We start from the raw sequence: 25,788 nt of genomic DNA, 5'->3' as shown, positions 1-25,788 counted from the left end.
GATGATCGACCGCTCAGATGACGATCGTGCCAGTCGCGAGGCCGATCAGCGCGCCAATCGCGCCGCAGGCCGCGACGGCAAAGATGACCCACTCGACTTTCGAAAACACCCGATGGCCGCGCTCGCGTTTGGCCACCACATACAGCACCGTACCGGGCGCATAAAGCAGCGCCGATAGCATCAGGAACTTCAGGCCGCCCGCGAACAGCAGAAAGGCCGTATACAACGTCGCGAACATCGCGACGAAATACTCGGTGCGCAACGCGCCGCTCAAGGTACCGCCATTCTGCCCACTATCGTCACGCGCGGCCTTGATGCCGTATGCGGCCACGAGAAAATAAGGAATCAGCACCATCGAGCTCGTGAGATTGAGCATCAGCGCAAACGCATCGGTCGACCAGTACGTGCTGATTACGAAACACTGCACCACGGTACTCGTGAGCCAGATCGCGGCGACCGGCAGCTTGCGCTCGTTTTGTCGCGCGAAGATACGCGGCATCGTCTCGAGACGCGCGGCGGCGAACAGCACCTCGGCACAGATCAGCGACCATGCGAGGTACGCGCCGAGAATCGAAATGATCAGACCGGCGCTGACGAACACGACACCGAATGGGCCGAGCAGCGCGCCGAGTACCGCGGCCATCGACGGCTGGCGCATCACCGCGATATCGGCGCGCGGCAAGGTCGCGTAAGGCAGCAGCGTCACCAGCACCAGCAGACACAGCACGGCGACGAAGCCGGTGATCGTCGCGGCGCCGACGTCCGAGCGCTTTTTCGCATAGCGCGAGTACACGCTCGCACCTTCGATACCGACGAACACGAAGACGGTGACGAGCATCGTCGCGCGAACCTGCGAGAACAAGCCCTTGCCGATCTGATCGCTGCGTTCCCACAGATTCGCGCGAAACATGTCGGCGCGAAACAACGCGATCAGCATCACGATGAACAGCACGATTGGAATCAACTTCGCGACCGTGACGATCGTGTTGATCATCGTGGCCTGCTGGACGCCGCGCAGCATCACCAGATGAAACAGCCAGATGCCCACCGACGACACGATGATCGCGCTCGCCGTATTGCCGTTGCCGAAAGCCGGCACGAAAGCGCCAAGCGTCGATTTGATCGGCACCCAGTACGACACGTTGCCGAAGCAGCCGGCCATCCAGTAGCCGAATGCGGATAGAAAGCCCGCATAATCGCCGTAGCCCGCTCGCGCGTATGCGAACACGCCCGCATCGAGCTCGGGCCGTCGCTGCGCGAGCGCCTGAAAGACGCGCGCCAGCGCATACATGCCGATGCCCGCCACGCACCATGCAATGACCGCGCCGAACGGTCCGGTCGCGCGCGCGAAATTGCGCGGCAACGAGAAAATCCCTGCGCCCACCATTGAGCCGACGACCATCGCGGTCAATGCGGGCAACGACAGTTTCGTCTCGACCTGGGTTGCCATCGTCCACCCTTCAGAGAAGCTGATTTCCTCCAGAAATGGGCTTACGCGGAGCAGGTACGCGTGCATTGCGCATCTCCTGTCAGTTCTCGCGACTGAAGCCAACGGCCTTGCGAGTACCGGACCGCACTCCTCCTGGTCGTTCACTGTGAGGCCGGCGCCGGTGCCCTCGCGGTGGCGGGCGCGGCTTCCGTCGGCGCTCGTGTATTCGAGGCCACTGGCGGATTGGCCAACCAGCCGCCTCCCATCGCCCTGAACAGCGCGAACTGTGCCTGCAGTTCGCCGACCTCTTCCCTCGCCTGCGACGACTGGCTTTCGAGCAGCGCAACCCGCACCTGATCGATATCGACGCGGCCGGTATCGCCGAGTTCGTAGCGACGTCGCACCTGGCTCAACTGCGTGGTGCGACGCGTGACTTCTTCATTGCGTGCCTTGAACAACTCGTCCTGCCGGTTCAAACGCGCCAGTGCACGGTCGACGTCATAGAACGCGCCGAGCGCGGTCTTTTCATAGTTCAACATGGCCTGCTGCGCCTGCGCATCCGATGACTCCACCTGCGAGCGCCGCGCGCCAAAGTCGATCAGCGGCAGCGCCATCGCCGCGCCGAATAGCCAGAACGTGCTGGCCCCGAGGCTTTGACCCGCGATCTCCCAACCATTGCGTGCAAGCAAACCGCTCAACGACATGGTCGGCCAGTAGTTGAGCCGCGCGACATCCGACTGCCTGAGCGCCGCATTCACGCGTGCCTGCGCCGCGATCAGATCCGGGCGCCGCATCAGCAGGTCGACCGGCTGGCCGGGCTCGATATGCGGCAGCGCGGTCATCAGCGTGTCGCTTTCATCGAGAATCCCCGCAAATTCCGCGGGCTGCACGCCGCATAGATTCTGCAAATTGAGTCGTGCCTGCGCGATGCCGTTCTCCACGTCCTGCAAACGCGCATCGACCTGCGCGCGGCCGGCGCGCGCTGCTTCGATGTCCGTACTCAGCACGAGACCCGCGTTAAAGCTCTTCTCGGCGATGTTGACGAAGTCGTCCGCGATCGCGCGGCTCTGCAGCAAAATCGCGCGCTGACGCAGCAGCCCGCGATACGTCACATACAGATCCGCAACGCCCGACACCACGCTCAGGCGTACCGCCTCCGCATCGCCCGCGGCCGCGCGTGCCTGTTCGCGTGCCGCCGAGAGCCTTGCGCGTCCCTGACCGAACAGGTCGATCTCCCATTGCGCCTGCAAGCCGACACGCCAGAACTGCGCATCGGTATTGTTGATGCCGAGCACTTCCTCGAACTCGAGCTGCGTCTCGCCGCCGTGATACTTCGCGGCGCTCACGCCAGCACCGACCGACGGCAGCAGTTGCGAGCGAGCCAGCCGGATCCCGGCCTGCACCTGATCGACGCGTGCGTAAGCGGTCGCGATGTCGAAGTTGTGCGCGAGCGCGAGATCGATCAGTTTATTCAGCGTCGGGTCGTTGTACTGGGTCCACCATGCCGCGAGCTGCTGCTCGGACATCGGTGTCGCCACGCCCGGTTGCGCCTCCGAATACTGCGGCGGAAACGCGGCGGGCTTTTGCAGCTGCAATGAACCCGTACAGCCGGCTTCGAGCAGCAGGGCCGCGACGGCGAGAAGATAAGGGCGCGCGCGGATCATTTTGCTTCCGGGTGTCGACCCGGCTCCCATTCCGCCTGCCTGATCGAGAACAGCATCGCATACAGCGCCGGCACGGCGACCAACGTCAGCACGGTGGCAAAAACGAGGCCCGCCATAATCGTGATCGCCATGTCCTTGAAGAAAGGATCCCACAACAACGGCGCCATGCCGAGCGCCGTCGTACCGCCCCCCAGTATCACCGGCCGCAGACGGTTCATCGCGCCGTGGGTCACCGCCTGCATGCGCGGCACGCCCGCGGCGATCTGCGAATCCATCTCTTCGACGAGCACCACGCCATTCTTGATCAGCATGCCGATCAGACTCAATAGACCGAGCAACGCCATGAAGCCGAACGCGCCGCGAAATAGCAGCAGACCGAGCGTGACGCCGACGATCGACATCGGCACGACGAGCAGCACGACGAGCGCCGGCTTCAGGCGTCCGAACATCATCAGCACGAGCAGCGCCATGCCGATGAAGCCGAGCGGCAGTTGACGGAACAGGCTCTGCTGCGCGCGCGTCGACGATTCGTGCTCGCCGCCCCATTCGAAGCTATAGCCCGGTGGCAGCTTGATGTTCTCGATGCTGGAGCGTATGCGGTTGAACGCGTCGACACTGTTCTGCCCATAGATCGGGTTGGCCGAAACCGTCAGCGTGCGAATCCGGTTTTCGCGCGCGATCTGGCCTTCCTCGGTACCGACCGCGAAGCCGTTGACCACGTCGCCGAGCGGCACGTAACGGCGCAGCCCCGCGCTGAACACCTGCAGGTCCTGCAGACCCGCGACGCCACGCGTGTAGTCGGGCGAACGCAGCACGATCGGCAGTAGCTGATCGCCTTCGCGATAGATGCCCACCCGCAGGCCTTCGCTTGCATAAGCCATCGTGTCGCTAACCTGACGGCGCGTCACACCGAGCGAGCGCGCCCGCGATTCGTCGAATTCCGGCCGCACGATGCTGATCGGGTCCTCCCAGTCGTCGCGAATCGCGATGATGCGGCCGTCCGCCTTCAGCACATTCTGTGCTTCTTGAGACAAGCGGCGCAGCACGGCCGGATCGGGTCCGGAGAAGCGTGCCTGAATGGCCGCGCCACCGCCGGGACCGAACTTCGGCCGCGTGACCGTCCATTGCTGTTCTGGGAAGCGCCTCTTCAGGTCCGCTTCGATGTCCGGAATCATGTCGTCGATCAGGCTCTGGTCCTTCGCGCCGACGATGAACTGCGCGTACGACGGATTGCGCGTTTCCGGATCGTAGACGAGGGAGAAGCGCGTCGCGCCCGAGCCAATATACGTCTGCACGTTGGTGACGTCCGCATGCTTGAGCAGCACCTTCTCCACCGCGCGGCTCTTTTCGACCACCGCGCGAATATCGGCGCCGCGCGGCAAACGCATGTCGACATAGAAGATCGGCGTGGTCGACGCGGGGAAGAAGCTCCGCTCGACGAAACGGAACGCCCACCCGGCCAGCACGGTCAGCGCGACGAGGCCGATGACCACGAGCACGCGCTGTCGGGTGACCCATGACAACAGCTCGCCGTAACGCTTGTACAGCTTCGACTTGAACGGGTCGTCATCGATGATGTCCGCGGGCTTGAAAAGATACGTGCCGAACAGCGGTGTCAGGGCAATGGCGATCACCCAGCTGAATAGCAGCGAAATCGCAGCGACGGCGAACAACGACGCACAGAATTCGCCGACCGAATCCGGCGACAGGCCGATGCCCGAGAAAGCCAGAATCCCCACAATGGTCGACGCGAGCAGAAGCCATTGGCTTTGTTTGAGAATCTCGGTCGCCGCCTGGAGATGCGACATGCCTCGTTGAACCTTCACGAGCATCCCCTCGACCACCACGATGCTGTTGTCGGTCAGCATGCCCATCACGATGATCAGCGCGCCGAGTGAGATACGCTGCAGTTCGATGCCTGCCGCGTACATCACCAGCAGCGTGCCGAGGATCGACAGGAACAGCTCGACGCCCAGCACGACGCCCGCGCGCCAGCCGAGCGCAATGCCCAGCGCGACACCGACGATCGCCACGGACAGGAACACGTCGAAGATAAAGCCGCGCACGCTCTCGTCGACGACCTGCGGCTGATCGTAAAGCGAGTGCAGCTTGATGCCGATCGGGAGGTCACGCTCGAGTTCGGCGAGCCTCGCCTTGAGCTCCTCGCCGACCCTCACCACATTGACGCGCGGCCGCGCGCTGATACCGATCGTAACCGCGGGCTGGCCGTTATAGTGAATGACCTGGTTCGGAATCGTCGCGTAGCCGTGGCTTACCCGCGCGATGTCGCCGAGCAGCAGCGGGGCGGGCGTATTGTTGACAGGCAGCGAACGAATGGCCTGCAACGAATCGAGCGAGCCGGACGGCGCAATCCGCAACGACAGGTCGCCGACACGTTCGCGGCCCGCGGGCCGAACCTCGTTCTGCACGAACAGCGTCTGCGCAAGATCGTCGGTGGACAGATCGTTGGCGATCAGTTGCGACTGGTCGACGTCGACCGAGATCTGCTCCTGCTGCTCACCGGCGATCACGATGTCGGACACGTCGCCGAGTGTCAGCAGTTGGCGGCGCAGTTCGCGCGCGTACTCATACAGTTGCGCCTGCGTGTAGCCCTCGCCGGTCAGCGCGTAGAACATCCCGTAGACGTCGCCGAAACGGTCGAGCACGAGTGACGGTCCCGCGCCCGGCGGAAGCCGGGGCTGTGCATCCGATACCGACTTGCGCAGCTCGTCCCACACCTGCGGCAATTGCGCCGACGTGTACTGGTCGCGAATCTCGACGCGGACTTCAGAGTAGCCCGGTGTGGAACGCGAGGTCAGCCTGTCGACCTGCGGCATCTGCTGGATCGCGCTTTCGAGCCGGTCCGTCACTTCCTGCTCGACCTCGTGCGCACTCGCGCCCGGATACAGCGTCACGACGACCGCGGTCTTGATCGTGAACTTCGGGTCTTCGAGCCGCCCGATGTTGTAGTACGCGAAGATCCCGCCCAACAGCGAGATGAGCGTCAGAACCCACGCGATCAGCGGCTTTTCGATAAGGGGGCGCGCGAGATTCATTGAGGCGCATCCATTGGACGGACCGCCATTCCCTCTTTCATGAACTGCGAGCCGCCGGCCACCACGCGGTCGCCCGCCGCAACCGCCCCCGCGACGACCACATCGTCATTGCGAATTTCGCGCACGCTGACCGGCACCGCATGCACACGGCCGGACGCGGCGTCGTAGCGCCACAGACTGCGCTGACCGTCCGCGCCGATCGACACTGCGGCGATCGGAATCGCGAAGTACCCTTTGTTGCCGTTTTGCGCGACCTGACGCGCCGTTTCGGAAATCTGTACGCGCATCGCCATGCCGGGGAACAGCATCGCGCTTTGCGGTCCTTCGATCGAGAACACGAGCCGGTAGGCCGCCGAAGTCGGCGAGGTCTGCGTGGTCCGTTCGCGGAACACGAGCGGGAAGCGGTTCTGCGGCCGCCCGGGCAGCCACGCCTCGGCTCTCAGCGTCTTGTCGACGAACAGCCGTTCGGCAATGCTCTGAGGCAGATCGACGCCGACATCGGCACGGCCGATGTTTTCCAGATTGAACGCGGGCGCCCCAGCCTGCACGACCTGCTGGATCTCGATGTTGCGGCGAGCGATCCGGCCGTCGAATGGCGCGACGAGCTGGGTATTGCGCAGGTCGCGGCTCGCCAGGTCGCGTGCCGCGCGTGCGGCATCGGTGGAAGCCGACAACTGCTCATAGGCAGCCTGAGACAGAATCCCGTCCTTGCGCAGCACCGCCTGGCGCTTCAGGTTGTCGCTCAGCTGCTGATACTGCGCGTTCGCGCGTTGCAGTTGCAGCTTGTAGGGTTCCTCGTCGATCCGCGCGATCAGTTGCCCGCGTTTCACCGACGCGCCTTCGAGCACCGCGATCTGCACGACGCGGCCCGATACTTCGAAGGCGAGCGGCGAGATGCTGGTCTGCTCGACCCGCCCGGTAAAAATGCGAATGGCGGAAGCGTCGGCCGGTTCGACCCGAGCGAGCTGCACGGCTGGCCTCGTATCGCCACTCTGTGTTTCGGTCTGCCGTTGGCAGCCCGACAGTGAAACGACAAGCGCGCAGGTCAACGCGCACGACACTGCGCCGGTCAGTGCGATTCCGCCTGATCGGCGAGGCCGCGGTGCATCGGAGCGGTTTGCATTCATGACGTTCTCGGCTGACTGCTGGCGCAACCCATGTCGTAAGCCCAGCGGCAACGTAGCTCACGGGCCGGCGAATACGAGACCCTACAGGTTGCTCAGCAATTCATAGGGGCCCATGACAGTGGACCGATGGGTGCATCCGCTTCGACTTCCACGGCCAGGTCAGACTCGAGGAACAGCGGCATCCCTTCTGTCGGACCGGCAACGTCGTTCAAACCAGTCTATCGGCGACAACTGTGTTGTGGCCGTCAGGACTACAGCCGCGACCGATGTGTCGTCATTCCGGCTCCGTTCATCAGGCATCCTGTCGAACTGCCAAACTGCTTCGCCATGCCGAAGCAAGACTGAGGAACTTGACGAATCCGCCCTGTATGGAATGCACGACGATTCCGCAAAACCTGAAGACGAATGAATATGCGGGCGGATTGCAGCGTTGAATCAGATCCCTTCGATTGAACCTTGCTGCAAAATTATTAAAGTTCCCAAACAATTCGCTGTCAAGAGCCTCACAGGCGCAGCACGATCGTATCGATTGCTTACCTTAAGCGGTATATCAAAGCCGTCATAGGCGTTCATGACTTCGCGCAGTTCACTGGTGGTTTGCCCGTGTCATGCGTGCGTCATTGGCCCCTTTCAGTTCGTCACAGGCATCATGGCCGAACAATGCGCAAGCCGTCAATCGATTCGCGACTTGCTACGGTCATACCGACTCGTTCTATGGTTGCTTCGGCTTCTGTTGATGAAATATACGCATGGCTATTCTGCTGTACTGGTGACGAAATGCCATGGGGAAAAAACGCTATAGGTTTCAAGGAATTTTTGTTTCGCCGATGGGTGACGCAACTCTGCGTGAAAAGAAAGTTGGCAATTGCAACGTCGCGGGCCGCCGCCAGCGTTCATCGCTTGCATCGGCGTAGCGCGGCTGCCCTCTCGCACGAACCGGTTCGACGCATCATGACGCGCTCGCTCGCATCGTGGACATCGCGGTGCGCGGCACTCGCGCTGCTCACTGGCGGTCTTCTGTGCGGTTGCGCGATGGTCACCGTCAGCTCACAAGGCCCGGAGCAGTACATCGCGATGCGCCGCGGCGACATTCTATCGACCGGCCGTCTGAGCGCCGCGACGCGAGACACCCTGCACATCGCGGCACTCGATGGGAACACCTGCCAACGTGAGCCGCTCGATTGCATCAATACGATCTCGACCGTCGACGGAATCAATACCGACCGGCGATTGTCGAGCCTCGCCGAACTGTCGTTGCAGATCGCCATCACCAACACGCCGGCCAACGCCAGCGATTGGAGCGACGCGCAATTCGATCTGTGGCTCGGGGCCGCGCGATTCGCGTATGCATTTCTGTTCCTCGGTGAACGCACTGCTGGCGAACGTGCATTCGAAGATCGTCAGACCCAGGTCCGTGACTACTACAACTACGCGGTGCAGGAACTTGCCCACGCGCTGCTTCTGCGTGGCGCGCTCGCTGCCGATGCCGGCAACGGCGTGCCGGGCACGCAGTACATCGCAGGCTGGTCCATTCATCTCGACCTGAGCCGAACGCGGCTACCCGAAGGCGTGCGCGAACCGCGCGAAGTCATCCCGGCGTCGCGGCTGTCGTTCGCGGGGATACGTAGCATTTATCGACGCGATGGTTTGGGGGCGAAAGGCCGGCGTCGCGCTTTTTCCGCGAGATGCCGTCGCCGAACGTGACCGCGTCGATCCGGTTCAGCCAGGGCACGCTCGAACAGGTGCTTGCCTCGCATGAGGTCGTGCTGTCCGTCTATGATCCGTATCGCGAAGACAGTGTCGAGCGACACGGCCAGACTGTGCCACTTTCGGCCAACCTCAGCGCGGGCTACGGCATCTGGCTCGCGCGCTCGGGCTTCGCCGGGCAATCGTTGCGCACGCTGTTTGGACGCGCACACGGTATCGATACGCCCCGCATCTACATGATGCAACCGTTCGATCCCAATCGACGGATCATTCTGATGCTGCACGGCCTCGCGAGCAGCCCCGAGACATGGGTCAACGTCGCCGACGATATTCAGGGCGATGAAGTGCTTCGCCAGCATTTCCACGTGTGGCAGGTCTACTACCCGACCAACGTGCCGATTCTGGTCAACCTCGCGCGCATCCGCCGCGCCACGCAACAGACGCTCGCGCACTTCGATCCAGACGGTACGGTGCCGGCGTCGCATGGCATGGCGTTGATTGGTCATAGCATGGGCGGCGTTCTGGCGCGGCTGCTCGTGTCGACTTCCGGCGACGCGCTTTGGGCGACGTTCGAGGACAAGTACGTGCCCGAGGGCACCGATATCGATCGCGAGGACGAGCGGCTCGATCGGCTACTGAACTTCACGCCGATGCCGCAAATCGAGCGCGCCATATTTATCGCGGCCCCCCAATCGAGGCACGCCGTTCGCGAGCAACCGGCTGTCGCGCTGGGCGGCCAACCTCGTGCGTCTGCCGCTTGCCCTGCTGAACGAGATCGAGGAAGTGATGCAGACGGCGACGAACATCGAACCGCAGGGACGGACCTTCCATGTGCCTGACAGCATTGAACAGCTGCGCGAAAACGGGCCGCTCGAAGATTCCGATGATGGCGTGGTCCCTTATCGCAGCGCGCATCTCGTGGGCGCGCTGTCGGAGAAGGTGATTGTTGCTGGACACAGTGTGCAGGAGACGCCGCGGGCGATCCTCGAGATTCGGCGGATCTTGCATGAGGATATTGCGCAGATCGATCAGCGCGGGGAGGTTTGCGGGGAGGCTCGGATAGCGAAGCGATGGCGGCGGGGCCAGCTGTCTTTCGCGGCGGCTCGGACTTGGGCTCGGGGTTGACGAGCTTGCTGTTGCTGGGCTCCGTTCGAATCACTGGTACAGCGTTCCGAATCAAGCCAGCGTGATCGAGGCAGGCGCGGAAGATTGGTTTGAATGAGCGGTCAGGTCAGCGGAACGCTCGAAATTCTTTCGCTACAAATTACGTATTGAATGTTACGGATTGGCGGGGCACGTGTGTTCATTCTGGCGTGTTGTCGCCGTTTGGTGGGAGTGATGGGGTATCGTGCACCAATTTGACTGATTGGCGTGAAACAATGGCGTGTATTGGCTAAAAAAGTCTTTTAAAACAATAGGTTGGCACGAATAAAAGACGGTTTGTTATGTTTCACGCCGTGTCGGTTGGCGAGATTGGCCGAAGAATTGAAAATTCTCGCTCGTATTGGCTAAGAGTCACTCATTTTTCGATATTTAGTTCGCCAAAGTTGGCCGTATGTTCAGTCCCCGTATATTGTTAGGCCGCCGATGCGCGACCGCTGCATCTGCTGAAGTTCAAGTTGACCACACGCGTGGCGACTGACAGTCGCTCGCATTGCCGACGCGCGATCGTCTTTATCACAGGGCGGGCCGGGAGAGACTCTTTACGTTCGCGAGATTTCCGCGCTTGCCCTCACCTATCCTGCCGTCCATCGTCCGACAGATTTCTTGCGGATGATCTGGGAGCAGCGATGTTGATTTCGCGCTGAACGAGTGGTCTGACGCAGGCCCATCCGGGTGGCGTGACATACGATCGGACGGAGATCATTCGTTGCGGTCGAGTCACTCACTACTCCGATGCTTGCCCAAAAATGATCGGCGCGGTCGCGATGCATCCCTTCGAATACTTCTATCTGGGTGTCTCCCCGGCGGGTGGGTAGATCGGTAGGCGTGACGACCGACATCAACTATCTTTAGAGTGTCCTCTCTTGACGACGGTGGGATGTTGGTTCAACGCGATTACGGCCAATTCATCGCGGCGGCAGGCGTTCGCGATTGACTTCCAGGTCGTCGATCGAACACCCGTTTGCAGAACGACGATGCATGGTTTGAGAGAACGCGCGATACATGATTCGGGGTCCCTTAACGCGACGTTCCAGTAATAACTGGCTCCCGCCGGATCTTGAAGCATGTCGTCTGTTCGCTGAGGCAAGCCCCATTCACAGCCCTTCCTTTGCGCGTTTGTTCGTGCCGCTTTCATTGCTAATCGTACGGAACAGCTTTTCCAGCAGAACGACTACCGACTTTGCGGTCGATAAGCGGTGGCCTCAACGCTGCGCGCGTTCATTGCCTGAGGTACACCGGGAGAGTGAAGCATTCTTGCGGGACGTCGACGATCTTCGCCGAGGTTTGCTGCGGCCGACAGCGCCATCATGAACACAGCTGTTCATGGACAACCATGTGCAATGCACGTCGCGCACTAAGGTGCCGCGGCCTTTCTCATTGAGAAGATTGGAACCGACGATAGCGGAGTCGAGTCGTCGGGGAAACGCGCTGATGCGGCGTTGGGTTGAGAATGACCGTGGATGGCCTGCCGGAATAGAGTTTACGTTTATAGGACAGAGGGCTGGCCCTCTATCCCGTCCGTCATATGTCGCCTGTGCGATTTTGTATGTGCTCCGGGTAATGCGACCGTCAACGAAGCAGCCGAACCCGGCTCAATGGATGCATCAGAAATCCCCAGTCATTGGCTGTCTCGCTCATGGCGAGCGGCTGACCCGCCGCAGGTGCCTGCGAGATCGCTGCGAACGCAATACTGCGTGAATCGCTCCACGGGTCGTGCAAGGCACGAAGGATGTGCGTTCGCGCGGACGCGGCACGCTTTCATCGGCATCAGGGGTGCGTCGTCAAGAATGTCTAGAGTCTAGACACCGGATGGCGCAAAGGTAGGGCTGCGGGGTGAGTGTCTAGACTCTAGACACGCTTCGAGGTGGACCGATTTGATTGACCCCAAAAAAAGCCCGCACTAAGCGGGCCTTTTAACACTACAACCGAACCACCGATTAGCTCGTCTTCGGCTGCGATTGGAACATCTGTCCCATCAACTGTCGTATCTGAACTTCTTGCGCCTCGGTGATCACTCCGGTCTTGATCTTGATCGTGAAGTTACTCACATCCTTGGTGATGCTCCCAGCGTGCTCTCGTCCCGCGAAAAATTTCTCGATGCTGCGTCCGCTGGTACCACCCGACGTCGTCTGCCGGGTCGCCAGGGCGGTGATTCCCGCCGCGACCTTGCCCTGATCCATTTCGCCTCTCACCAACAGAGGCCAAATTTCGCGAGCGGCTTTAACGCCATCCTCGCCATGCTTTTTGATAGCCGCTGCAATTGCTTGCGCCGCAGTCCCGCCCAATAGTCGCGGTTGAATATCGAGATCTTTCTTGATGAAGTCCGGCAGATTGTCGAACGACAAGAACTGATACAGACCTGCCCGCGACAATCCCATCGCTTCCGCCAGTCGCTTGCGATTCGGGAACTCTGTTTCCGATCGACGAATCGCCACGCCTATTTCATAGTCAGCAAGGTCGTCGCGGCTAATGTTTTCGACCATTGCGAGCACGGCCATATCCGAGTCGGAGCAATCCGCAACCACGGCCTTGATCGTGTCCAGCCCCAACATTTTGTGCGCACGCCAGCGTCGTTCCCCGGCGACGATCTGATAGTCGTCCGCGACACGACGGACCACGATCGGCTGCATCAGTCCAACTTCGCGGATCGACTCCGCGAGCTCGGCTAACTTTGCTTCGTTGAACACGCGACGCGGCTGCCAAGGGTTCGGCAAGATGCCTGCAACCGCCAGTTGCGATGCGACGCCAGTCGATTCCAGTTCCTGCACGCGAAGTTGCGCAACGGCCAGCGCGCCGGCAAGGCCGGGCGCCGTTTGCGTGCGGTTGCTGCGCTTCACCTCGTCCTCGTTGATCGACGAAGTTTTGCGAATGCCCGACGTCTTGGCCAGCAACTGTTCTCGCATATTGCTCATTGCGCGTTCCTCCATTTTTCCGAATAGATCTCGTCGATCCAGCGACAGTAGTCGACGAGAGGTTGCCGCACGCGTTGCAACGACTTGGCCGCGCTGTGATTGCTGCTGATGTCGAAGACGGTCGAGAACGCCAACGCCCCGGTGCTCATCACCGAGCTCGCCGGTACCTCGATCGAATGCAGCCAGTTTTCGTACGCGCTTTGCGCCCACGCGCGCACGATCGGCGCCGATGAGTTCCGCCCATAATCGACCCGCGACAACACCAGCGACACGAAGTCGTACTTCTTGTCCGTCTCGAATTTGATAAAGCTTTTGGACACGTCCGAGAAAAGTCGCCAGAACGACAGCGAGCTGATGAAGTCCAGGTTTTCTGGCACCATCGGCATCACCATGGCATCCGCGGCCATCAGCGCGTTCAGATTGAGGTACGACAGCGACGGCGACGTATCCATGAGAATGTAGTCGTACTTCTTGCGCAGCGGCTCGAGCCCTTGACGAAGCACGGTCCAGAAGCGAAAACCCGGTCGCATCTTTTGCATCGCCGGCAGATGGAACTCTGCTCCAATCAGTTCCGTGTGCGCAGGAATCACGTCGATGCCATCCCAGTACGTCGACTGGACCCGCCCCTCGAGGCCACCTTCGATGTCCTGGTCGTAGACGTACGGCAATACTGTGTCTTCAGGCGTCACGTCTTTTTCCGCGTACAGTCCACACAGTTCCGAAAGCGACGCCTGCGGGTCGAGATCAACCACCAACACTTTGCGTCCCCGCAGCGACAGCCCCTGGGCGAGGCACATCGTCGTCGTCGTCTTGGCGGAGCCACCTTTGAGCTGCGCGGTGATAATGATCTTCCCGTCTGGCTCCTTCAGGCGCGTGACCAGTGGAGTCTGGTAGATGTCGGAAATCTTTTGTACCCAGATCCGCGCCTCCTCCAGCGTGAAGGTCCGGGTACGGCCCGTGCCTGCCGCCGTGCCCGAAGGCAGTTCTCCGTCGCCTTTTGTCGCGAGATACTGAACCTGCGAGTGTGAGACGTTGCACATCTCGGCAATCTCGCCGGTCTTGAAAACGGGAGCCGTTTTTCGAGGACGCGGAGCCAGAATCGTGTCACGCAGCTCATTAGTGAAAATGGTGACTTTTTCTGCGAACTCACTGATCTGCTCAAAGTGAACGGTTCGGTCTACGGCAGGAAGTTGGCTCGTTCTGACCATTCTGAGGTTTTTCCATAAAATTCCAGAAACCTCAGAATACAGGAAATACTTGAAAATAGCTTTTTAAATTACTGTTTTTATGCGGATTTTCTGCAAATTTCTGTATTTCCAGACCGTTTTCGGTCGCGGAATCGCCGTGGAAACTAAACGAGCCTCGAAACACTGCGTCCTCAAAGGCACAAATGACCTCACCTTTCTTCGCAATCTGGGTAGCGGAGTCGGCACTCCTGCTCGAGACTTAGGCACTGGGTGAGGTCATTTGTGCACTTTCTCATTTCCTGAAAGACCGGTCCGGCGATCTTCTGCACAACCGACCTCACCATTGTTAGATTTTCGCCACCTCCCTGCGAGTGCTCCCCGCGCATAGAACCCAAATGCACAATCAACCTCACCCACAGAAGCGGCGATACACCGGGGCCAGGCCGTCAGCCAGAGGTTCAGCTCATCACCAAGCTTTGCCAATCACCGTAGCAGCACAACCAACCTCACCTTGGCAACAGCTCTTCCGAACCCGCTCAACGTTTCGCACAATCAACCTCACCATGCTGCATCGCGCAATCTTCAGCCGCATTTATTTGTGTGTGCCGGGTTGGTAGGTTTTTTTTAAACCCGAGAACAAACCCACAAACCAACGCAACCAAACACTATTCAATCCATTCAAGCACTTAAGTTCCAAAAGGTGAGGTGCGTTGTGTCGAAGGTGAGGTTCGCTGTGCTCAGAGGTGCGGTTGGTTGTGCAGCAAGGTGAGACCGATTCCCCACCAAGGTGCGGTTCGATGTGTTTGCCACTGCGTGAAATCACAAAGGTGAGGTGGGTTGTGCAGCTACTGGGAACGAGGTTGAAAGGGCCGTCGCATAAGGCCTTGCCGCGCGAACGCCCGCCCGCAAGGTGAGGTTCTTTGTGAACATGGTGAGGTTCTGTGTGCCGAAACGCGGAAGGGACGCCGAAACGGCCTCCGTTGCGGTCGTTTGATGGTGAGGTTCTGTGTGTTGACAGCTCACCACCGCATGCTTACAGTCCCGGGAGCGAAAAAGTGGATGAAGAACATGGCCGCGGACAATCCGGAAGAGGGCAGGTCGAAAGCGACGTCACGCCAGATGGCGCTCGCGCTGTTCGAAGACATGTTCGATCAGGGATTGCGCATCAACGAGGCCAATCGCGAGATCGGTTATCAGCGCAACGATTTCTTCACCGAAATCGTCAATATGGGGCTGCCGGCGCGGCGCTTTCTCGATGCCGCGTACTTCATCGTCGCGCAGGAGCCCGAGCAGCGCGATCAGTACGACGTCGAACTCAACTACTTCAAGTGGCTGATGCGTTACGACAGCCGCAACCTGAAGCACTTGCGCACGATCGCCGACGAAGCTCAGAACGCGAAAGTTCGCGTGACGAATACGCCCGCGGACCGCGATCCCAACGAAAACGATCTGTGGGTGCAGGTTCAGTTGATCGGCATGGTCGGCTTTCATCGCGGACGTATGCGTTTCGACGTCCATCCGCGGCTCGTGCCGCATATCCGCGATCCGCAGAAATCGCATTGGCTGAGCTTGCGCATTTCCACCGCGTTCACGCGCAGTCTCGCGCGCGCGATCTACGACAAAGTTTTGCCCAACGTGCCCGCGGGACGCACCGACTGGATCCAGCTCGAGGAAATGCGCAACTGGCCCGGCAAAATGGGCGCGAATGCCGCCATCTTCAAATACTTCAAGCGCGATTGGCTCGAGCCGGCGGTGCGCGAGATCAACGAAGTGTCGGACGTCGAGATGTCCTATGAGACGCGGACTGCATCCACGACGTCGAAGAAAATCGACCGCATCCGCTTCCTGCTCAAGCGCAAGGACACAGCCGACGCGGTACTCGCGAGCCTCGCCGACGCGAGCCATCTGTACAAGATTCTCACCGACGAATTCGGGCTCTCGACCAAGCAGTTCAGCGAGATTTCGGAGAACCGCGAACTCTGGACCGACGAACGTATCCAGCAGGCCGTCGAATACACGCGCTTCAGGGTCAAGCGCGGCCAGGTCAAGAAGAGCCCCGCGGGCTACCTGATGCGCGCGCTACGCGACAACTGGAAGATCTCCGACGCCGAGCGCACGATGGTCGACGTACAGGCCAAACTGCTCGCCGACGAAACGCAGGAACAGGCGGTCAAGACCGAAACGAGAAAGACCGTGGCGCACAGCATCGCGACGCGCGAAGAAGAAGTGCGCGCGCGCATGAACGAGGATTCGCGCAAGGGCCGCGACCATTTCAACGCCGCCGATGCGAAGACGCGCAAGGAACTCATGCATGCGTGGACGACGTCGCGCGAAGGCAAGCTGATGCTGCGTCGGATGAAGCTCGAACCGTCGACGGTCACCGAAGATGCGATTTTCGCGAATACCGAGCTGGTCTGGTATCTGGGGCAGTTCGTGTTCGGCCGGATGAATGCGGCGCGCGCGGCGGCGTGAAGTGAGCCGGAAATCGGCTGCAAAGCAGCCCTTGCTACTTCAGACGCTCAGAACGCTCAGAACGACCCGAACAGCGAGCCCAGCACGATCACCACCACCAGCGCGAGTAACGCGCCGAGAATCCCGACGATCACGATGTCGCGATAGCTTTCGCGGTGGTTCGACCCACACACGGCAAGCAGCGTCACGACCGCGCCGTTATGCGGCAGGCTGTCGAGTGTGCCTGAGGAAATCACGGCGACCCGATGCAGCAGCGCCGGGTCGATGCCGTATTGCGCAGCCAGTTGCAGATAGGTGCTGCCGAGCGCGTCGAGCGCAATGGTGAGACCGCCCGAGGCCGAGCCGGTCAGCGCCGCGAGCAGATTGGTGGCGACCGCGAGCGATACGAGCGGACCACCGCCGATACCCAGCACCCATTCGCGCACGAGCGCGAACGCTGGCAGCGCGGCGATCACCGCGCCATAGCCGACCAGACTGCCGACGCTCAGCACCGGCAGCACCGATGCATTCGCGCCCGCATCGATCGTCTCGCGCAGCGCTGGCAGGCGATGCCGATTGAGCAGCACGAGCACGACGATCGCGACGGTGAGCGCCACGCACACGCCCCACACACCGCCGACCGCCGCAAGCGACGTCTCGCCCCAACGGACCTCGGCCAGATAGTCGGCGTCGATGCGCGGCAGCACGATCACGTTCATCACGAAGTTCGTCAGCACGACGAGCACGAGCGGCGTGAGCGCGACGCCGAACGAGGGCAGACTCTCGCTGACATGTCCGCGCTTCGCTTCCTCCGGATCGAAACTCTGCGATACGCTTGCGCGCTCGCGCACGAGGTTGTCGCTGGCCGGCGCCCCGGTGGATTTCACCGCTGCCTCGAGTCCGTCGAATCCTTCATTGGCCGCCTTCGCGCGCGATTGCTGCAAGGACAACCACCAGAGCCCGAACACCACCATCACGATACTTGCGATGATGCCAAGCCCAGGTGCCGCAAACGGCGTCGTACCAAAGAACGGCATCGGGATCGCGTTCTGGATAGCCGGTGTGCCGGGCAGCGCGGACATCGTGAACGTCGACGTGCCGAGCGCGATCGCGGCCGGCATCAGACGGCGCGGAATATTGGCGGCCTGGAAGAGGGCGGTGGCCATCGGCGCGAGCACGAAGAACGCCACGAAGAGGCTGACGCCGCCATAGGTGACGAGTGCGCCACCGATCACGACCGCGAGAATCGCCCGATGCGCGCCAAGCTTCTCCGTCATGTAACTGGCGATCGCCTTCACGGAGCCGCTGTCTTCCATCAGCTTGCCGAACAGCGCGCCGAGCAGGAACAACGGAAAGAACTGCGCGAGAAAGCGCGCGGCGCTGAGCATGAAGGTCTGGGTCCAATGCGCGAGAATCGGTTCGCCCGAAATCGCGGCGGCCAGCATCGCGGCGAACGGCGCGAGCAGCAGCACGGTCCAGCCGCGGTACGCGAAGCCGATCAGCAGCGCGAGACTCGCGAGCATGCCGAAAAGCCCTAGACCGATCGCGAGCGGTGACAGGGTGATGACTTCCATGGTCAGACTCCGTCGAGCAACGCGTCGAGATCCAGCGAGGAGCGCACGCCGATCGAATCGCCGTGCTCGGCGAGGAACGCGTCGGCGGCACGCCGGCCTTCGTCGCGCAGCATCGTCAGAAAGCTCCACTCGGCGTTCAGCTTCGACGAGTAGCCGAGTTCGGTCATCAGCTCGCTCGCGATCCGATGGATGCGCATCGCCGCCCAATGGCGGCCTTCGTCGCTGCCGGGGTCCGCCGCGCGGCGCAGCAGCGCGATCATGCGCAGCTCTTTCAGCAGTGGCGCGTTGAAGGCAACTTCGTTCAGGCGACTGATGATGTCGCGCGCGGTGCGCGGGGTTTCGTCCCGCACGACGGGATTGACCTGGATCAGCAGCGTGTCGCTCGACGTGCATTCGCGTACCAGCGGCGTCATGGTCGGATTACCGGCATAGCCGCCGTCCCAGTAGTCTTCACCGTCGATCTGCACGGCCTGAAACAGCGTGGGCAGGCAGCCGGAGGCGAGCAGCACGTCAGGCGTCAGGTCGGCATTGCGAAACACACGCGCCTGGCCCGTGCGCACGCGCGTCGCGGTGATGAACAGCTTGATCGGCGCGTCGCGCAGATGCGCGAAATCGATCGAGTCCTGCAGAATCTTCGCCAGCGGATGTACGCCGCGCGGGTTCAGGTCGTATGGAGAAAACACGCGCGCCGCGAGGTCCATCGCGATGAAGAGCGGCGAGTAGTCGAGCGTCCAGCGGCCCATCAACACGTCGAACGGGGTACGGCGAAACGGGCTGTACACCGATGCTTCGAATACTCGCCGCCAGAAGGCTTCGAGCGCGGCGCGCGCGCCGGCCGCGCCGTCTGCCTGATAGCCGCTCACCAGCACCGCGGCGTTCATCGCGCCAGCCGACGTACCCGATATTCCTTCGATCCGCAGCCACGACTCTTCGAGCAAACGGTCGAGGACGCCCCATGTAAAAGCACCGTGCGATCCGCCGCCTTGCAATGCGAGGTCGATAAGGGCGGGTTCGCGGTGGGTGGGTTGGTTTTTTGTTGCAGCCAAGACGACTCCGGTAGTGAGGAGTGCTCCATTTCGCGAGCTGACGCCGCATGCACGGCGGACGAATGAACTGCTGGCCAATGCTGTGAACTACCGAATGAGGTGAGGCGTGTTTCAAAGGCGAAACATCGCACTGCACCATTGGTATTGGAAGTGGCCGGTGACTAAAAGTCAAGCGCATTCAACTTGATTCACAGAGCTTGCGGGCAACCGGCTCGTGGCCGTCATCGCCCGCTTGCTGGTCACGCCGAGGTCAAAAACAGCGTGTAGGGAGGCCGGCCGGCGCGCCGCTTACATAAGCCGCTCACATAATCATGGATAGGCGGAGTATCTTTGCACGGTTGAGCGCGATAATGCGGTGGCAATCATGCAATCTGCGTTATCCGTTTGCGCGTGCCGCTTAAATGCTAACTCGCGTGTATATCTTCGCTGTTTCGCCTTGCGCTAATCGCCGCGGCGTATTGCAATGTAATGTATCGTCTCGGCCGCCGGATACATTACGACATAATTCGACTGATGAACCGGGCTATAAAGCAGGCATCGTCAAATCACGGAGAGCATCATGAACGCCGGGTTGCTGCAAGGGTCCTGTCACTGCGGGGCCGTCAAGTTCGAAGTTCGCACCGAAATCGTTCCGGCTGGTCGTTGCAACTGCAGCCTGTGCCGCCGCAAGGGCGCGCTGATGACACCGCTCTTTCCCGCCAGTCAGTTGAAGATTCTGAGTGGCGAGGATTCGCTGACGCTATACCAGTTCAACACGAAGGTCGCGAAACACTACTTCTGCAAGCATTGCGGCATCTATCCTTTTCATCAGACGCGCAAGGATCCGCAGCAATGGCGCGTCAATATTGGCTGCCTCGACGGGGTCGATCCTTACGCGCTCGAAGCCGGCGTGGCCGATGGCGCGAGTCTTTCCGTGCTGGAGGACGCATGAAACGCCTGTTTGCCATCGCTGTGTTCGTGGCGGGCGGCTTCGCGGCCGAACTCGCGCATCCGTTGCAGTGTTCATTGATCCAGTCGAGCGGCGTGCAACTCAAACGCCGCAGCAGATGATCCGTCGATGGAAACCTCCGACCACGTACTGATCGTCGATGACGATCGCGGTATCCGTGAACTGCTCGCGGGATACCTCGAGAAAAACGGCGTGCGTGTCTCGCTCGCGGCCAACGGCCGCCAGATGCGCGCCGCGCTCGAGAACGGCGCGCCCGACCTGATCGTGCTCGACCTGATGCTGCCCGGCGAAGACGGCCTCGTGCTGTGCCGTGAGTTGCGCGCGGGCAAGTTCCGCACGGTGCCGATCCTGATGCTGACGGCGCGCAGCGAGGAAGCGGACCGGATCGTCGGCCTCGAAATGGGCGCCGACGATTACCTGACCAAACCGTTCGCCGCACGCGAGTTGCTCGCGCGAATCCGTTCGGTGCTGCGCCGCGCGCGCATGCTGCCGCCCGGCATGGAGGTGACGGAGTCGGCGCCGATGCTGTGCTTCGGCGACTGGCGGCTCGACACGACCGCGCGCCATCTGCTCGACGCGGACGGAACCGAGGTGGCGTTGAGCGGCGCGGAGTACCGTCTGTTGCGTGTGTTTCTCGATCATCCGCAGCGCGTGCTCACGCGCGATCAGTTGCTGAACCTCACCCAGGGACGCCAGGCCGATCCGTTCGACCGCTCGATCGATCTGATGGTGAGCCGCCTGCGTCAACGCCTGCGGGACGGCGCGCGCGAGCCGCGCTACATCAAGACGCTGCGCAGCGAGGGCTATGTGTTTTCAGCGGCCGTGACCGCGATCGGAGATCCGCAATGAGCGCATCTCCATCACCGTCGTTGCTGCGCTGGCCGCATTGGCCGCGCACGCTGTTCGCGCGGCTCGCGGTGATTTTGTTCGTCGGGCTCGCGCTCGCGCAGGCGCTGTCGTTCTGGCTCACGATGACCGAGCGCGACCAGACGATGACCAACATCATGATGGGCTACATCGAGCGCGAGGTGGCGAGCTCGGTCGCGCTGCTCGATCATCTGCCGCCCGACGAGCGCGCCCAGTGGCTGCCGCGGCTCGCGCGGCGTAGCTATGAGTTCGTGCTCGGCCCGGGCGTGCCAGGTACCCCGGTCGACGCGAGCCTGTCGGCGCGCGTCGCGCAGTCGATCGGCGATGGCATCGGCACGCGTTATCCGTTGACCGTCAACGCAGTGCCGGGCGATCGCGAGCGTCTGCAGGTGCACCTGAAACTGAGCGACGGCACGCCGCTCACCATCGACCTGCGGCCGATGCCCGGCGCCCCGTTGTCGCGCTGGCTGCCGCTCGTGCTGACGCTGCAACTGCTCGTGCTCGCGGCCTGCTGCTGGCTGGCGGTACGGCTCGCGACGCGCCCGCTCAATCAGCTCGCAGTCGCGGCCGACACGCTCGGCCCCGACCTGAAGGCCGCGCGTCTGCGCGAAGCCGGTCCGTCCGAAGTGGCGCGCGCCGCGCGCGCGTTCAACGCGATGCAGGACCGGATCGCCACGTACATGACCGAGCGCATGCAGATTCTTGCGGCGATTTCGCACGATTTGCAGACGCCGATCACGCGCATGCGTCTGCGTGTCGACACGATGGACAACGACAGCGAGGCCGCAAAGCTGCGCCAGGATCTGCAGGAAATGGAGGCGCTGGTCAAGGAAGGGGTCACCTATGCGCGCACGATGCATGGCACGACCGAGGTGCCGCGCCGCATCGATCCCGATGCGCTGTTCGACAGCCTGGTGTGCGATTACGTCGACGCGGGTCAGCAAGTGTCACTGCAGGGCCACTTCGGCCAGTCGCTGACGATGCGTCCGCAGGCGTTGAAGCGCATCGTTGGCAATCTGGTCGATAACGCGCTGAGGTACGGCGGCGCCGCGCAGATCGATATCGGGGCGTTGCACGATGGCGAGGCTACCGTGTCGGTGCTCGATCGCGGTCCCGGCATTCCGGTCGAGTCGCTGGAGACGGTGTTCGAGCCGTTCGTGCGGCTCGAAGGGTCGCGCAATCGTCAAACGGGCGGCACGGGGCTGGGGCTCGCGATCGCGCGGCAACTCGCGCTCGCGATGGATGCGACGCTCACGCTGCACAACCGTGTCGGCGGCGGTCTCGAAGCGCGGCTGACGTTGAGGAAGTTGCGCGAGTCATAGTTGGACCTCTTGCGGCGCGGCGAGTCCTCCGCCGTAGAGGTTGGCCTGGAACAGGTCCAACCGGAAGCCGAAGATCAGGATCACGATGAACACCAGAATCGGAATGATCTTGGCGACCGTGACGATACTGTTGATAAAGGCCGCCTGCTGCACGCCCTTCAGGATCATGAAATGAAATAGCCAGATGCCGATCGATGCAACGACGATCGCGACGACGCGGCACCGCGCATCACTGCGCCAGCGCTCCAGCGTCTGCGCGCCCACACCGATCTCTCGCGCAACCGCTTCCACTGATGCGCTCTCCGGCGGCAGCAACCGCGCCACCGCTCTGTCCTTGAATGTCTTTCCGTAACGCGCCAACTTGTTCTCTCTTTATCGCCCCCAGATTCCAATTTTATCCAGGCGACAACCATTGTGACGCGGGGGGACTATCAACGCGAGCGCACGCAGTGGGATAGCGGTGCGAACCTCGTGTGCGCGTCGCCGGGCGTCGTCTATGCATACGACCGCAACACGTACACGAACACGCTGTTGCGCAAGCAGGGCATCGAGGTGATTACGATCGTCGGTGCGGAGCTGGGCCGTGGACGTGGCGGCGGTCACTGCATGACCTGCCCGATCATCCGCGATGCGGTCGACTATTGATCAGTCAAGCGAATCAATCTGGCCGGTGACTGGCAAAGTGTCGCCCGCTCGCTGAAGTGGCGAGCGGGCGACAGCGCCGCGCGCGCGCCCGCCGCCGCCAGGAACGGCGCGATCCGTCCAGATGATCGACGCGACGAATCGAATCGCCCCGTTAATCGCCGGGTTGACGCACGCGGTAGTGGTGGGCAGGTCCGGCTTGAAGTCGAACTTCCTTTTACTATACTTTTTAACGACTTCGCGCCTGAATTATCGAATTTGATATCTCGCGATTTGCAAGGATTACATTCGATAGACCAGCGATCGCTGCAATGAAGTTCGAGTTAATGAATCTGCGAGTAGCTGGACGATCACTTTTCACGTCAATCGCGTGAATGCTCGGAGCTTTCATCCACCGCACGGAGGTTCGAATATGAATAATCGCTTTGTTGCGCAACTCGTCGCCTTGTCGTTTGCCGGTATGTCCGCGCTCGCGATTGCGGCTGGGCCCATGAAGGACCAGGGCGGCGGCCAGATGGCCGGTACGGGCCGTCAGCAGGTGATGCCGACGATTCCGCACCGTGACTGGCATAAAGGTCAACGTGTGCCGGCCGAATACCGTAACTACAACTTCATGATGGACGACTGGCGCGGACATGGCCTCAATGCGCCGCCGCGCGGGCACAAATGGCTGGGTATCAATGGCGACTATGTGCTCGTAACGACGAACAACTGGACCATTTCAGACATTGTCGCCGGAACCCAGTAATGCTTCCTCGTGGGGCCCGGGCTATCCGGCGACCAGTTTTAGCGCCGGAACCTGGGCCATTCATCGACACGACATGATTTCGTCATTTTCGCGTCGATTTAATGCTGCGTGTCGTATAGCCGGTCGGGAACGAACAATGCAGTCACGCCGCTCAAAAAGAACACCGCGCCGACCACGAGAAAGCCAAGTCCGATCGAGAACTGCGTCGCGATAAAACCGATGACGATTGGCGCCGCCCCCGAACAGAAGCGCCCGAGATTATACGAGCCGCCCACCGCGGTGCCGCGCACCGACGTCGCAAAACTCTCCGACATGAATGTGCCGATCGTGCCGAGTGGCACGCCGTACAGAAAGCCGAAGACAAGCATCAGCGTGGAAATGTTGTCGTGGGTGTGCCAGAAAATGATCACGGGCAGAAAGAGTGCCGCACCGATGCAGCCGAGCACGTACACGCCGCGCCGGCTCCAGCGGTCACCGAGCCAGCCCGCGAAGATCTTGCCGATGAAGGCGACCACGTATGTGCCGATCATATAGCCGGTCAGCGAGCTGAATTTGATGTGCAATTCCTTCTCGAGATACGTCGGCAGCCAGTTGTTCAGGCCGTAAAAGCCGGACAGCACGAAGGTCGACGCGAAGGTCCACAGGATGAACATCGTGCGCGCCTGGCGGTCGCGGAAAATCTGCGCGTAGCGATTGTCGACGAGCCGCGTTTTGCTCGCACGGTCGGCAGCCCGGCTCGCGAGCCATGCCGCCGGTTCGGGCACCGCGAACTTGATCACGAATGCGAGCAGCACCGGCACGGCAGACACGTAGTACAGCGTGCGCCAGCCGTACTGCGGCAGGATCCAGTTGCTGAGTGCGATCACGACGATATAGCCGGCCGAAATGCCGGTTTGCAGCATGCCGAGTACCAGCGAGCGCCGTTCTGTCGGCACATATTCGGCTACGAGCGTGGTGACCAGCACCATGCAGCCAATGCCGAGCGAACTGATAAAGCGCACCGCCGCGAATTCGACGAAGCTGTGCGTGAACCCGAGCATCCCCGCGCCGAGCGAGAACAGCGCGAGCGCCCATGCGATGACCCGCACGCGACCGAGACGATCGCTCGCCCAGCCGCCGACAATGCCGCCGATCGCCATGCCGAGCAAGGTCAGACTGCCGAGCGCGCCCGCTTCGACATTGGTCAGCCCGAAGTCGTCCTTGATGCGCGACAGGGTGAGGCCGTACATCATCACGTCGGCGCCATCGGCGATCAGCGCGAGGTAGGCGAGCACGAAGACCAGCACCCAGCGGCCTTGCGAGACGGCGGAATGGGTCACCGCTCGATAGTTTTGCAGCTCGGATGGTGTTTTCATGAACGGGCGGCGCAAGCGGGGGATGCCGTATTCTGCTTGAGCAGAGCGGGGACAAGGAAGGCGCCGATCAGGAGGCCTATGCTTTCATGACGGCTGGTGTACCAGCCTTCCTTGTGGGTCAGGTTCATCGTACCGATGCACACGCCATCATAGGCGATCGGAATGTTGAGGATCGAGCCGAGACCGATACCTGTCATCACCGCATGATCGTCGAAGGCCTCGCGAATGCCTTGCGACGTGGCGGCACGAAACGGCTTCAGATCCTGAAGTATCTGTCGCGACCACGCGGTGCCTTGCTTCTTTTTGCGGCCGCCCAGTGGATAGATGTCCGGCAGGTTCGTGTAGACCCGTTCGACCTCGTGACGCCGCGCATCGTAGGACATGATCGTGAATAGGCTTAGGCCTATCGCCTTTGCCGCCACCCTGTGAACCGCGCGGAACAGCTCGAGCGGTTGGTTCTTCAGGCGCATCGCCAGCGCGAGACGCTCGAGGTCTGCGATATCCAGCATCTGCGTATCGTGCGGTGCGGGTTCGGTCAGGTTGCCTTGCATCATTTGCATCGCGTTTGCATCGGAAAGTGTGAAAAGT

At 61.4% G+C, this 25,788-nt stretch carries 19 protein-coding genes and 3 pseudogenes; 10 read left to right on the top strand and 12 right to left on the bottom strand.

Features of this window, described 5'->3' with window-relative positions; all coding sequences use genetic code 11:
* Positions 1–13 precede the first annotated feature (13 nt).
* From HWY30_RS00470 to HWY30_RS00455, 4 genes are all read right to left on the bottom strand, one after another.
* Complete coding sequence (locus HWY30_RS00470) at positions 14–1,450, bottom strand: basic amino acid/polyamine antiporter (RefSeq protein WP_090810680.1); 1,437 nt, start codon at positions 1,448–1,450, stop codon at positions 14–16.
* Positions 1,451–1,590: 140 nt separating this feature from the next.
* Positions 1,591–3,093: an efflux transporter outer membrane subunit gene (locus HWY30_RS00465; RefSeq protein WP_090810678.1), complete on the bottom strand. Its 1,503-nt coding sequence runs from the start codon at positions 3,091–3,093 to the stop codon at positions 1,591–1,593.
* Positions 3,090–6,149: an efflux RND transporter permease subunit gene (locus HWY30_RS00460; protein ID WP_090810676.1), complete on the bottom strand. Its 3,060-nt coding sequence runs from the start codon at positions 6,147–6,149 to the stop codon at positions 3,090–3,092. Before HWY30_RS00460 ends, HWY30_RS00465 begins: the two co-directional genes overlap by 4 nt.
* A complete protein-coding gene (locus HWY30_RS00455; protein WP_090811824.1) occupies positions 6,146–7,120 on the bottom strand; it encodes an efflux RND transporter periplasmic adaptor subunit in 975 nt (324 codons plus the stop codon). The genes HWY30_RS00460 and HWY30_RS00455 overlap by 4 nt, the downstream gene beginning before the upstream one ends.
* Before the next feature lie 1,107 nt (positions 7,121–8,227).
* Between HWY30_RS00455 and HWY30_RS41315 the strand changes: the two genes are divergently transcribed.
* Genes HWY30_RS41315 through HWY30_RS41305 form a run of 3 tightly spaced genes read left to right on the top strand, consistent with a single transcriptional unit; the run spans position 8,228 to position 10,108 of the window.
* Positions 8,228–8,980, top strand: coding sequence for a hypothetical protein (locus HWY30_RS41315; RefSeq protein WP_244144717.1), 753 nt, complete (start codon positions 8,228–8,230; stop codon positions 8,978–8,980).
* Positions 8,977–9,822: an esterase/lipase family protein gene (locus tag HWY30_RS41310; RefSeq protein ID WP_244144716.1), complete on the top strand. Its 846-nt coding sequence runs from the start codon at positions 8,977–8,979 to the stop codon at positions 9,820–9,822. Before HWY30_RS41315 ends, HWY30_RS41310 begins: the two co-directional genes overlap by 4 nt.
* Positions 9,770–10,108, top strand: coding sequence for a hypothetical protein (locus HWY30_RS41305; RefSeq protein ID WP_244144715.1), 339 nt, complete (start codon positions 9,770–9,772; stop codon positions 10,106–10,108). Before HWY30_RS41310 ends, HWY30_RS41305 begins: the two co-directional genes overlap by 53 nt.
* Positions 10,109–12,084: 1,976 nt before the next feature.
* Here HWY30_RS41305 and HWY30_RS00445 read toward each other — a convergent pair.
* Both HWY30_RS00445 and HWY30_RS00440 read right to left on the bottom strand, forming a co-directional pair.
* The gene (locus tag HWY30_RS00445) at positions 12,085–13,059 is read right to left on the bottom strand and encodes a ParB/RepB/Spo0J family partition protein (RefSeq protein ID WP_090811822.1); all 975 of its coding nucleotides are present in this window, start codon (positions 13,057–13,059) and stop codon (positions 12,085–12,087) included.
* Positions 13,056–14,267, bottom strand: coding sequence for a ParA family protein (locus HWY30_RS00440; RefSeq protein ID WP_167368785.1), 1,212 nt, complete (start codon positions 14,265–14,267; stop codon positions 13,056–13,058). Before HWY30_RS00440 ends, HWY30_RS00445 begins: the two co-directional genes overlap by 4 nt.
* A 1,047-nt stretch (positions 14,268–15,314) precedes the next feature.
* On the opposite strand from HWY30_RS00440, the gene HWY30_RS00435 reads away from it, so the two are divergent.
* Positions 15,315–16,718, top strand: a complete 1,404-nt coding sequence (locus HWY30_RS00435) for a replication initiation protein (RefSeq protein ID WP_167368809.1) — start codon at positions 15,315–15,317, stop codon at positions 16,716–16,718.
* 56 nt (positions 16,719–16,774) lie between these two features.
* Here the strand turns inward: HWY30_RS00435 and HWY30_RS00430 are convergent, their stop codons facing one another.
* Both HWY30_RS00430 and HWY30_RS00425 read right to left on the bottom strand, forming a co-directional pair.
* Positions 16,775–18,271 carry a GntP family permease gene (locus tag HWY30_RS00430; protein WP_090810670.1) on the bottom strand — a complete coding sequence of 499 codons (1,497 nt, stop codon included), beginning with the start codon at positions 18,269–18,271 and terminating at the stop codon, positions 16,775–16,777.
* 2 nt (positions 18,272–18,273) lie between these two features.
* Positions 18,274–19,317, bottom strand: a complete 1,044-nt coding sequence (locus tag HWY30_RS00425) for a patatin-like phospholipase family protein (protein WP_176078826.1) — start codon at positions 19,315–19,317, stop codon at positions 18,274–18,276.
* Between the two features lie 559 nt (positions 19,318–19,876).
* Here HWY30_RS00425 and HWY30_RS00420 point away from each other — a divergent pair.
* The 4 genes from HWY30_RS00420 to HWY30_RS00410 are packed head-to-tail and all read left to right on the top strand — an operon-like array spanning position 19,877 to position 22,455.
* Entirely contained in the window at positions 19,877–20,248 is a 372-nt protein-coding gene (locus HWY30_RS00420; protein ID WP_090810665.1) for a GFA family protein, read from the top strand.
* Complete coding sequence (locus tag HWY30_RS42400; RefSeq protein ID WP_260332763.1) at positions 20,245–20,367, top strand: hypothetical protein; 123 nt, start codon at positions 20,245–20,247, stop codon at positions 20,365–20,367. The genes HWY30_RS00420 and HWY30_RS42400 overlap by 4 nt, the downstream gene beginning before the upstream one ends.
* A 7-nt stretch (positions 20,368–20,374) precedes the next feature.
* On the top strand, positions 20,375–21,115 hold the full coding sequence (locus HWY30_RS00415) for a response regulator (RefSeq protein ID WP_018422680.1): 741 nt from the start codon (positions 20,375–20,377) through the stop codon (positions 21,113–21,115).
* Complete coding sequence (locus HWY30_RS00410) at positions 21,112–22,455, top strand: ATP-binding protein (protein WP_090810663.1); 1,344 nt, start codon at positions 21,112–21,114, stop codon at positions 22,453–22,455. The genes HWY30_RS00415 and HWY30_RS00410 overlap by 4 nt, the downstream gene beginning before the upstream one ends.
* Positions 22,456–22,476: 21 nt before the next feature.
* Here the strand turns inward: HWY30_RS00410 and HWY30_RS00405 are convergent.
* Together HWY30_RS00405 and HWY30_RS00400 are read right to left on the bottom strand one after the other, a co-directional pair.
* Positions 22,477–22,671: pseudogene (locus HWY30_RS00405) on the bottom strand (arginine-ornithine antiporter); the annotation flags it as partial.
* Positions 22,672–22,815, bottom strand: a pseudogene (locus tag HWY30_RS00400) (transposase); the annotation flags it as partial. It abuts the pseudogene before it with no gap.
* Between the two features lie 48 nt (positions 22,816–22,863).
* Here HWY30_RS00400 and HWY30_RS00395 point away from each other — a divergent pair.
* Both HWY30_RS00395 and HWY30_RS00390 read left to right on the top strand, forming a co-directional pair.
* Positions 22,864–23,100, top strand: a pseudogene (locus tag HWY30_RS00395) (arginine deiminase family protein); the annotation flags it as partial.
* Between the two features lie 409 nt (positions 23,101–23,509).
* Positions 23,510–23,845 (top strand): RcnB family protein, encoded by a 336-nt coding sequence (locus HWY30_RS00390; protein WP_090810661.1) that lies wholly within the window; start codon positions 23,510–23,512, stop codon positions 23,843–23,845.
* 98 nt (positions 23,846–23,943) lie between these two features.
* Here HWY30_RS00390 and HWY30_RS00385 read toward each other — a convergent pair whose 3' ends face one another.
* A complete protein-coding gene (locus HWY30_RS00385) occupies positions 23,944–25,200 on the bottom strand; it encodes an MFS transporter (protein WP_090810659.1) in 1,257 nt (418 codons plus the stop codon).
* Entirely contained in the window at positions 25,197–25,760 is a 564-nt protein-coding gene (locus tag HWY30_RS00380) for a histidine kinase (RefSeq protein ID WP_090810657.1), read from the bottom strand. Before HWY30_RS00380 ends, HWY30_RS00385 begins: the two co-directional genes overlap by 4 nt.
* Positions 25,761–25,788: the final 28 nt, after the last annotated feature.

Origin of the sequence: Paraburkholderia tuberum STM678, from assembly GCF_902833905.1 — a bacterium.
Classification (GTDB): Bacteria; Pseudomonadota; Gammaproteobacteria; order Burkholderiales; family Burkholderiaceae; genus Paraburkholderia; species Paraburkholderia tuberum.
This window is presented reverse-complemented; position numbering and strand designations above follow the sequence as displayed.

What these genes read in the sequence shown, in the direction of transcription:
- HWY30_RS00465 (WP_090810678.1), bottom strand. Translation starts at nt 3,093, where the DNA reads ATGATCCGCGCGCGCCCTTATCTTCTCGCCGTCGCGGCCCTGCTGCTC.
- HWY30_RS00430 (WP_090810670.1), bottom strand. Translation starts at nt 18,271, where the DNA reads ATGGAAGTCATCACCCTGTCACCGCTCGCGATCGGTCTAGGGCTTTTC.
- HWY30_RS00380 (WP_090810657.1), bottom strand. Translation starts at nt 25,760, where the DNA reads ATGCAAATGATGCAAGGCAACCTGACCGAACCCGCACCGCACGATACG.
- HWY30_RS00390 (WP_090810661.1), top strand. Translation starts at nt 23,510, where the DNA reads ATGAATAATCGCTTTGTTGCGCAACTCGTCGCCTTGTCGTTTGCCGGT.
- HWY30_RS00435 (WP_167368809.1), top strand. Translation starts at nt 15,315, where the DNA reads ATGGCCGCGGACAATCCGGAAGAGGGCAGGTCGAAAGCGACGTCACGC.
- HWY30_RS00385 (WP_090810659.1), bottom strand. Translation starts at nt 25,200, where the DNA reads ATGAAAACACCATCCGAGCTGCAAAACTATCGAGCGGTGACCCATTCC.
- HWY30_RS41305 (WP_244144715.1), top strand. Translation starts at nt 9,770, where the DNA reads ATGCAGACGGCGACGAACATCGAACCGCAGGGACGGACCTTCCATGTG.
- HWY30_RS42400 (WP_260332763.1), top strand. Translation starts at nt 20,245, where the DNA reads ATGAAACGCCTGTTTGCCATCGCTGTGTTCGTGGCGGGCGGCTTCGCG.
- HWY30_RS00410 (WP_090810663.1), top strand. Translation starts at nt 21,112, where the DNA reads ATGAGCGCATCTCCATCACCGTCGTTGCTGCGCTGGCCGCATTGGCCG.
- HWY30_RS41315 (WP_244144717.1), top strand. Translation starts at nt 8,228, where the DNA reads ATGACGCGCTCGCTCGCATCGTGGACATCGCGGTGCGCGGCACTCGCG.
- HWY30_RS00415 (WP_018422680.1), top strand. Translation starts at nt 20,375, where the DNA reads ATGGAAACCTCCGACCACGTACTGATCGTCGATGACGATCGCGGTATC.
- HWY30_RS00445 (WP_090811822.1), bottom strand. Translation starts at nt 13,059, where the DNA reads ATGAGCAATATGCGAGAACAGTTGCTGGCCAAGACGTCGGGCATTCGC.
- HWY30_RS00470 (WP_090810680.1), bottom strand. Translation starts at nt 1,450, where the DNA reads ATGGCAACCCAGGTCGAGACGAAACTGTCGTTGCCCGCATTGACCGCG.
- HWY30_RS00460 (WP_090810676.1), bottom strand. Translation starts at nt 6,149, where the DNA reads ATGAATCTCGCGCGCCCCCTTATCGAAAAGCCGCTGATCGCGTGGGTT.
- HWY30_RS00420 (WP_090810665.1), top strand. Translation starts at nt 19,877, where the DNA reads ATGAACGCCGGGTTGCTGCAAGGGTCCTGTCACTGCGGGGCCGTCAAG.
- HWY30_RS00440 (WP_167368785.1), bottom strand. Translation starts at nt 14,267, where the DNA reads ATGGTCAGAACGAGCCAACTTCCTGCCGTAGACCGAACCGTTCACTTT.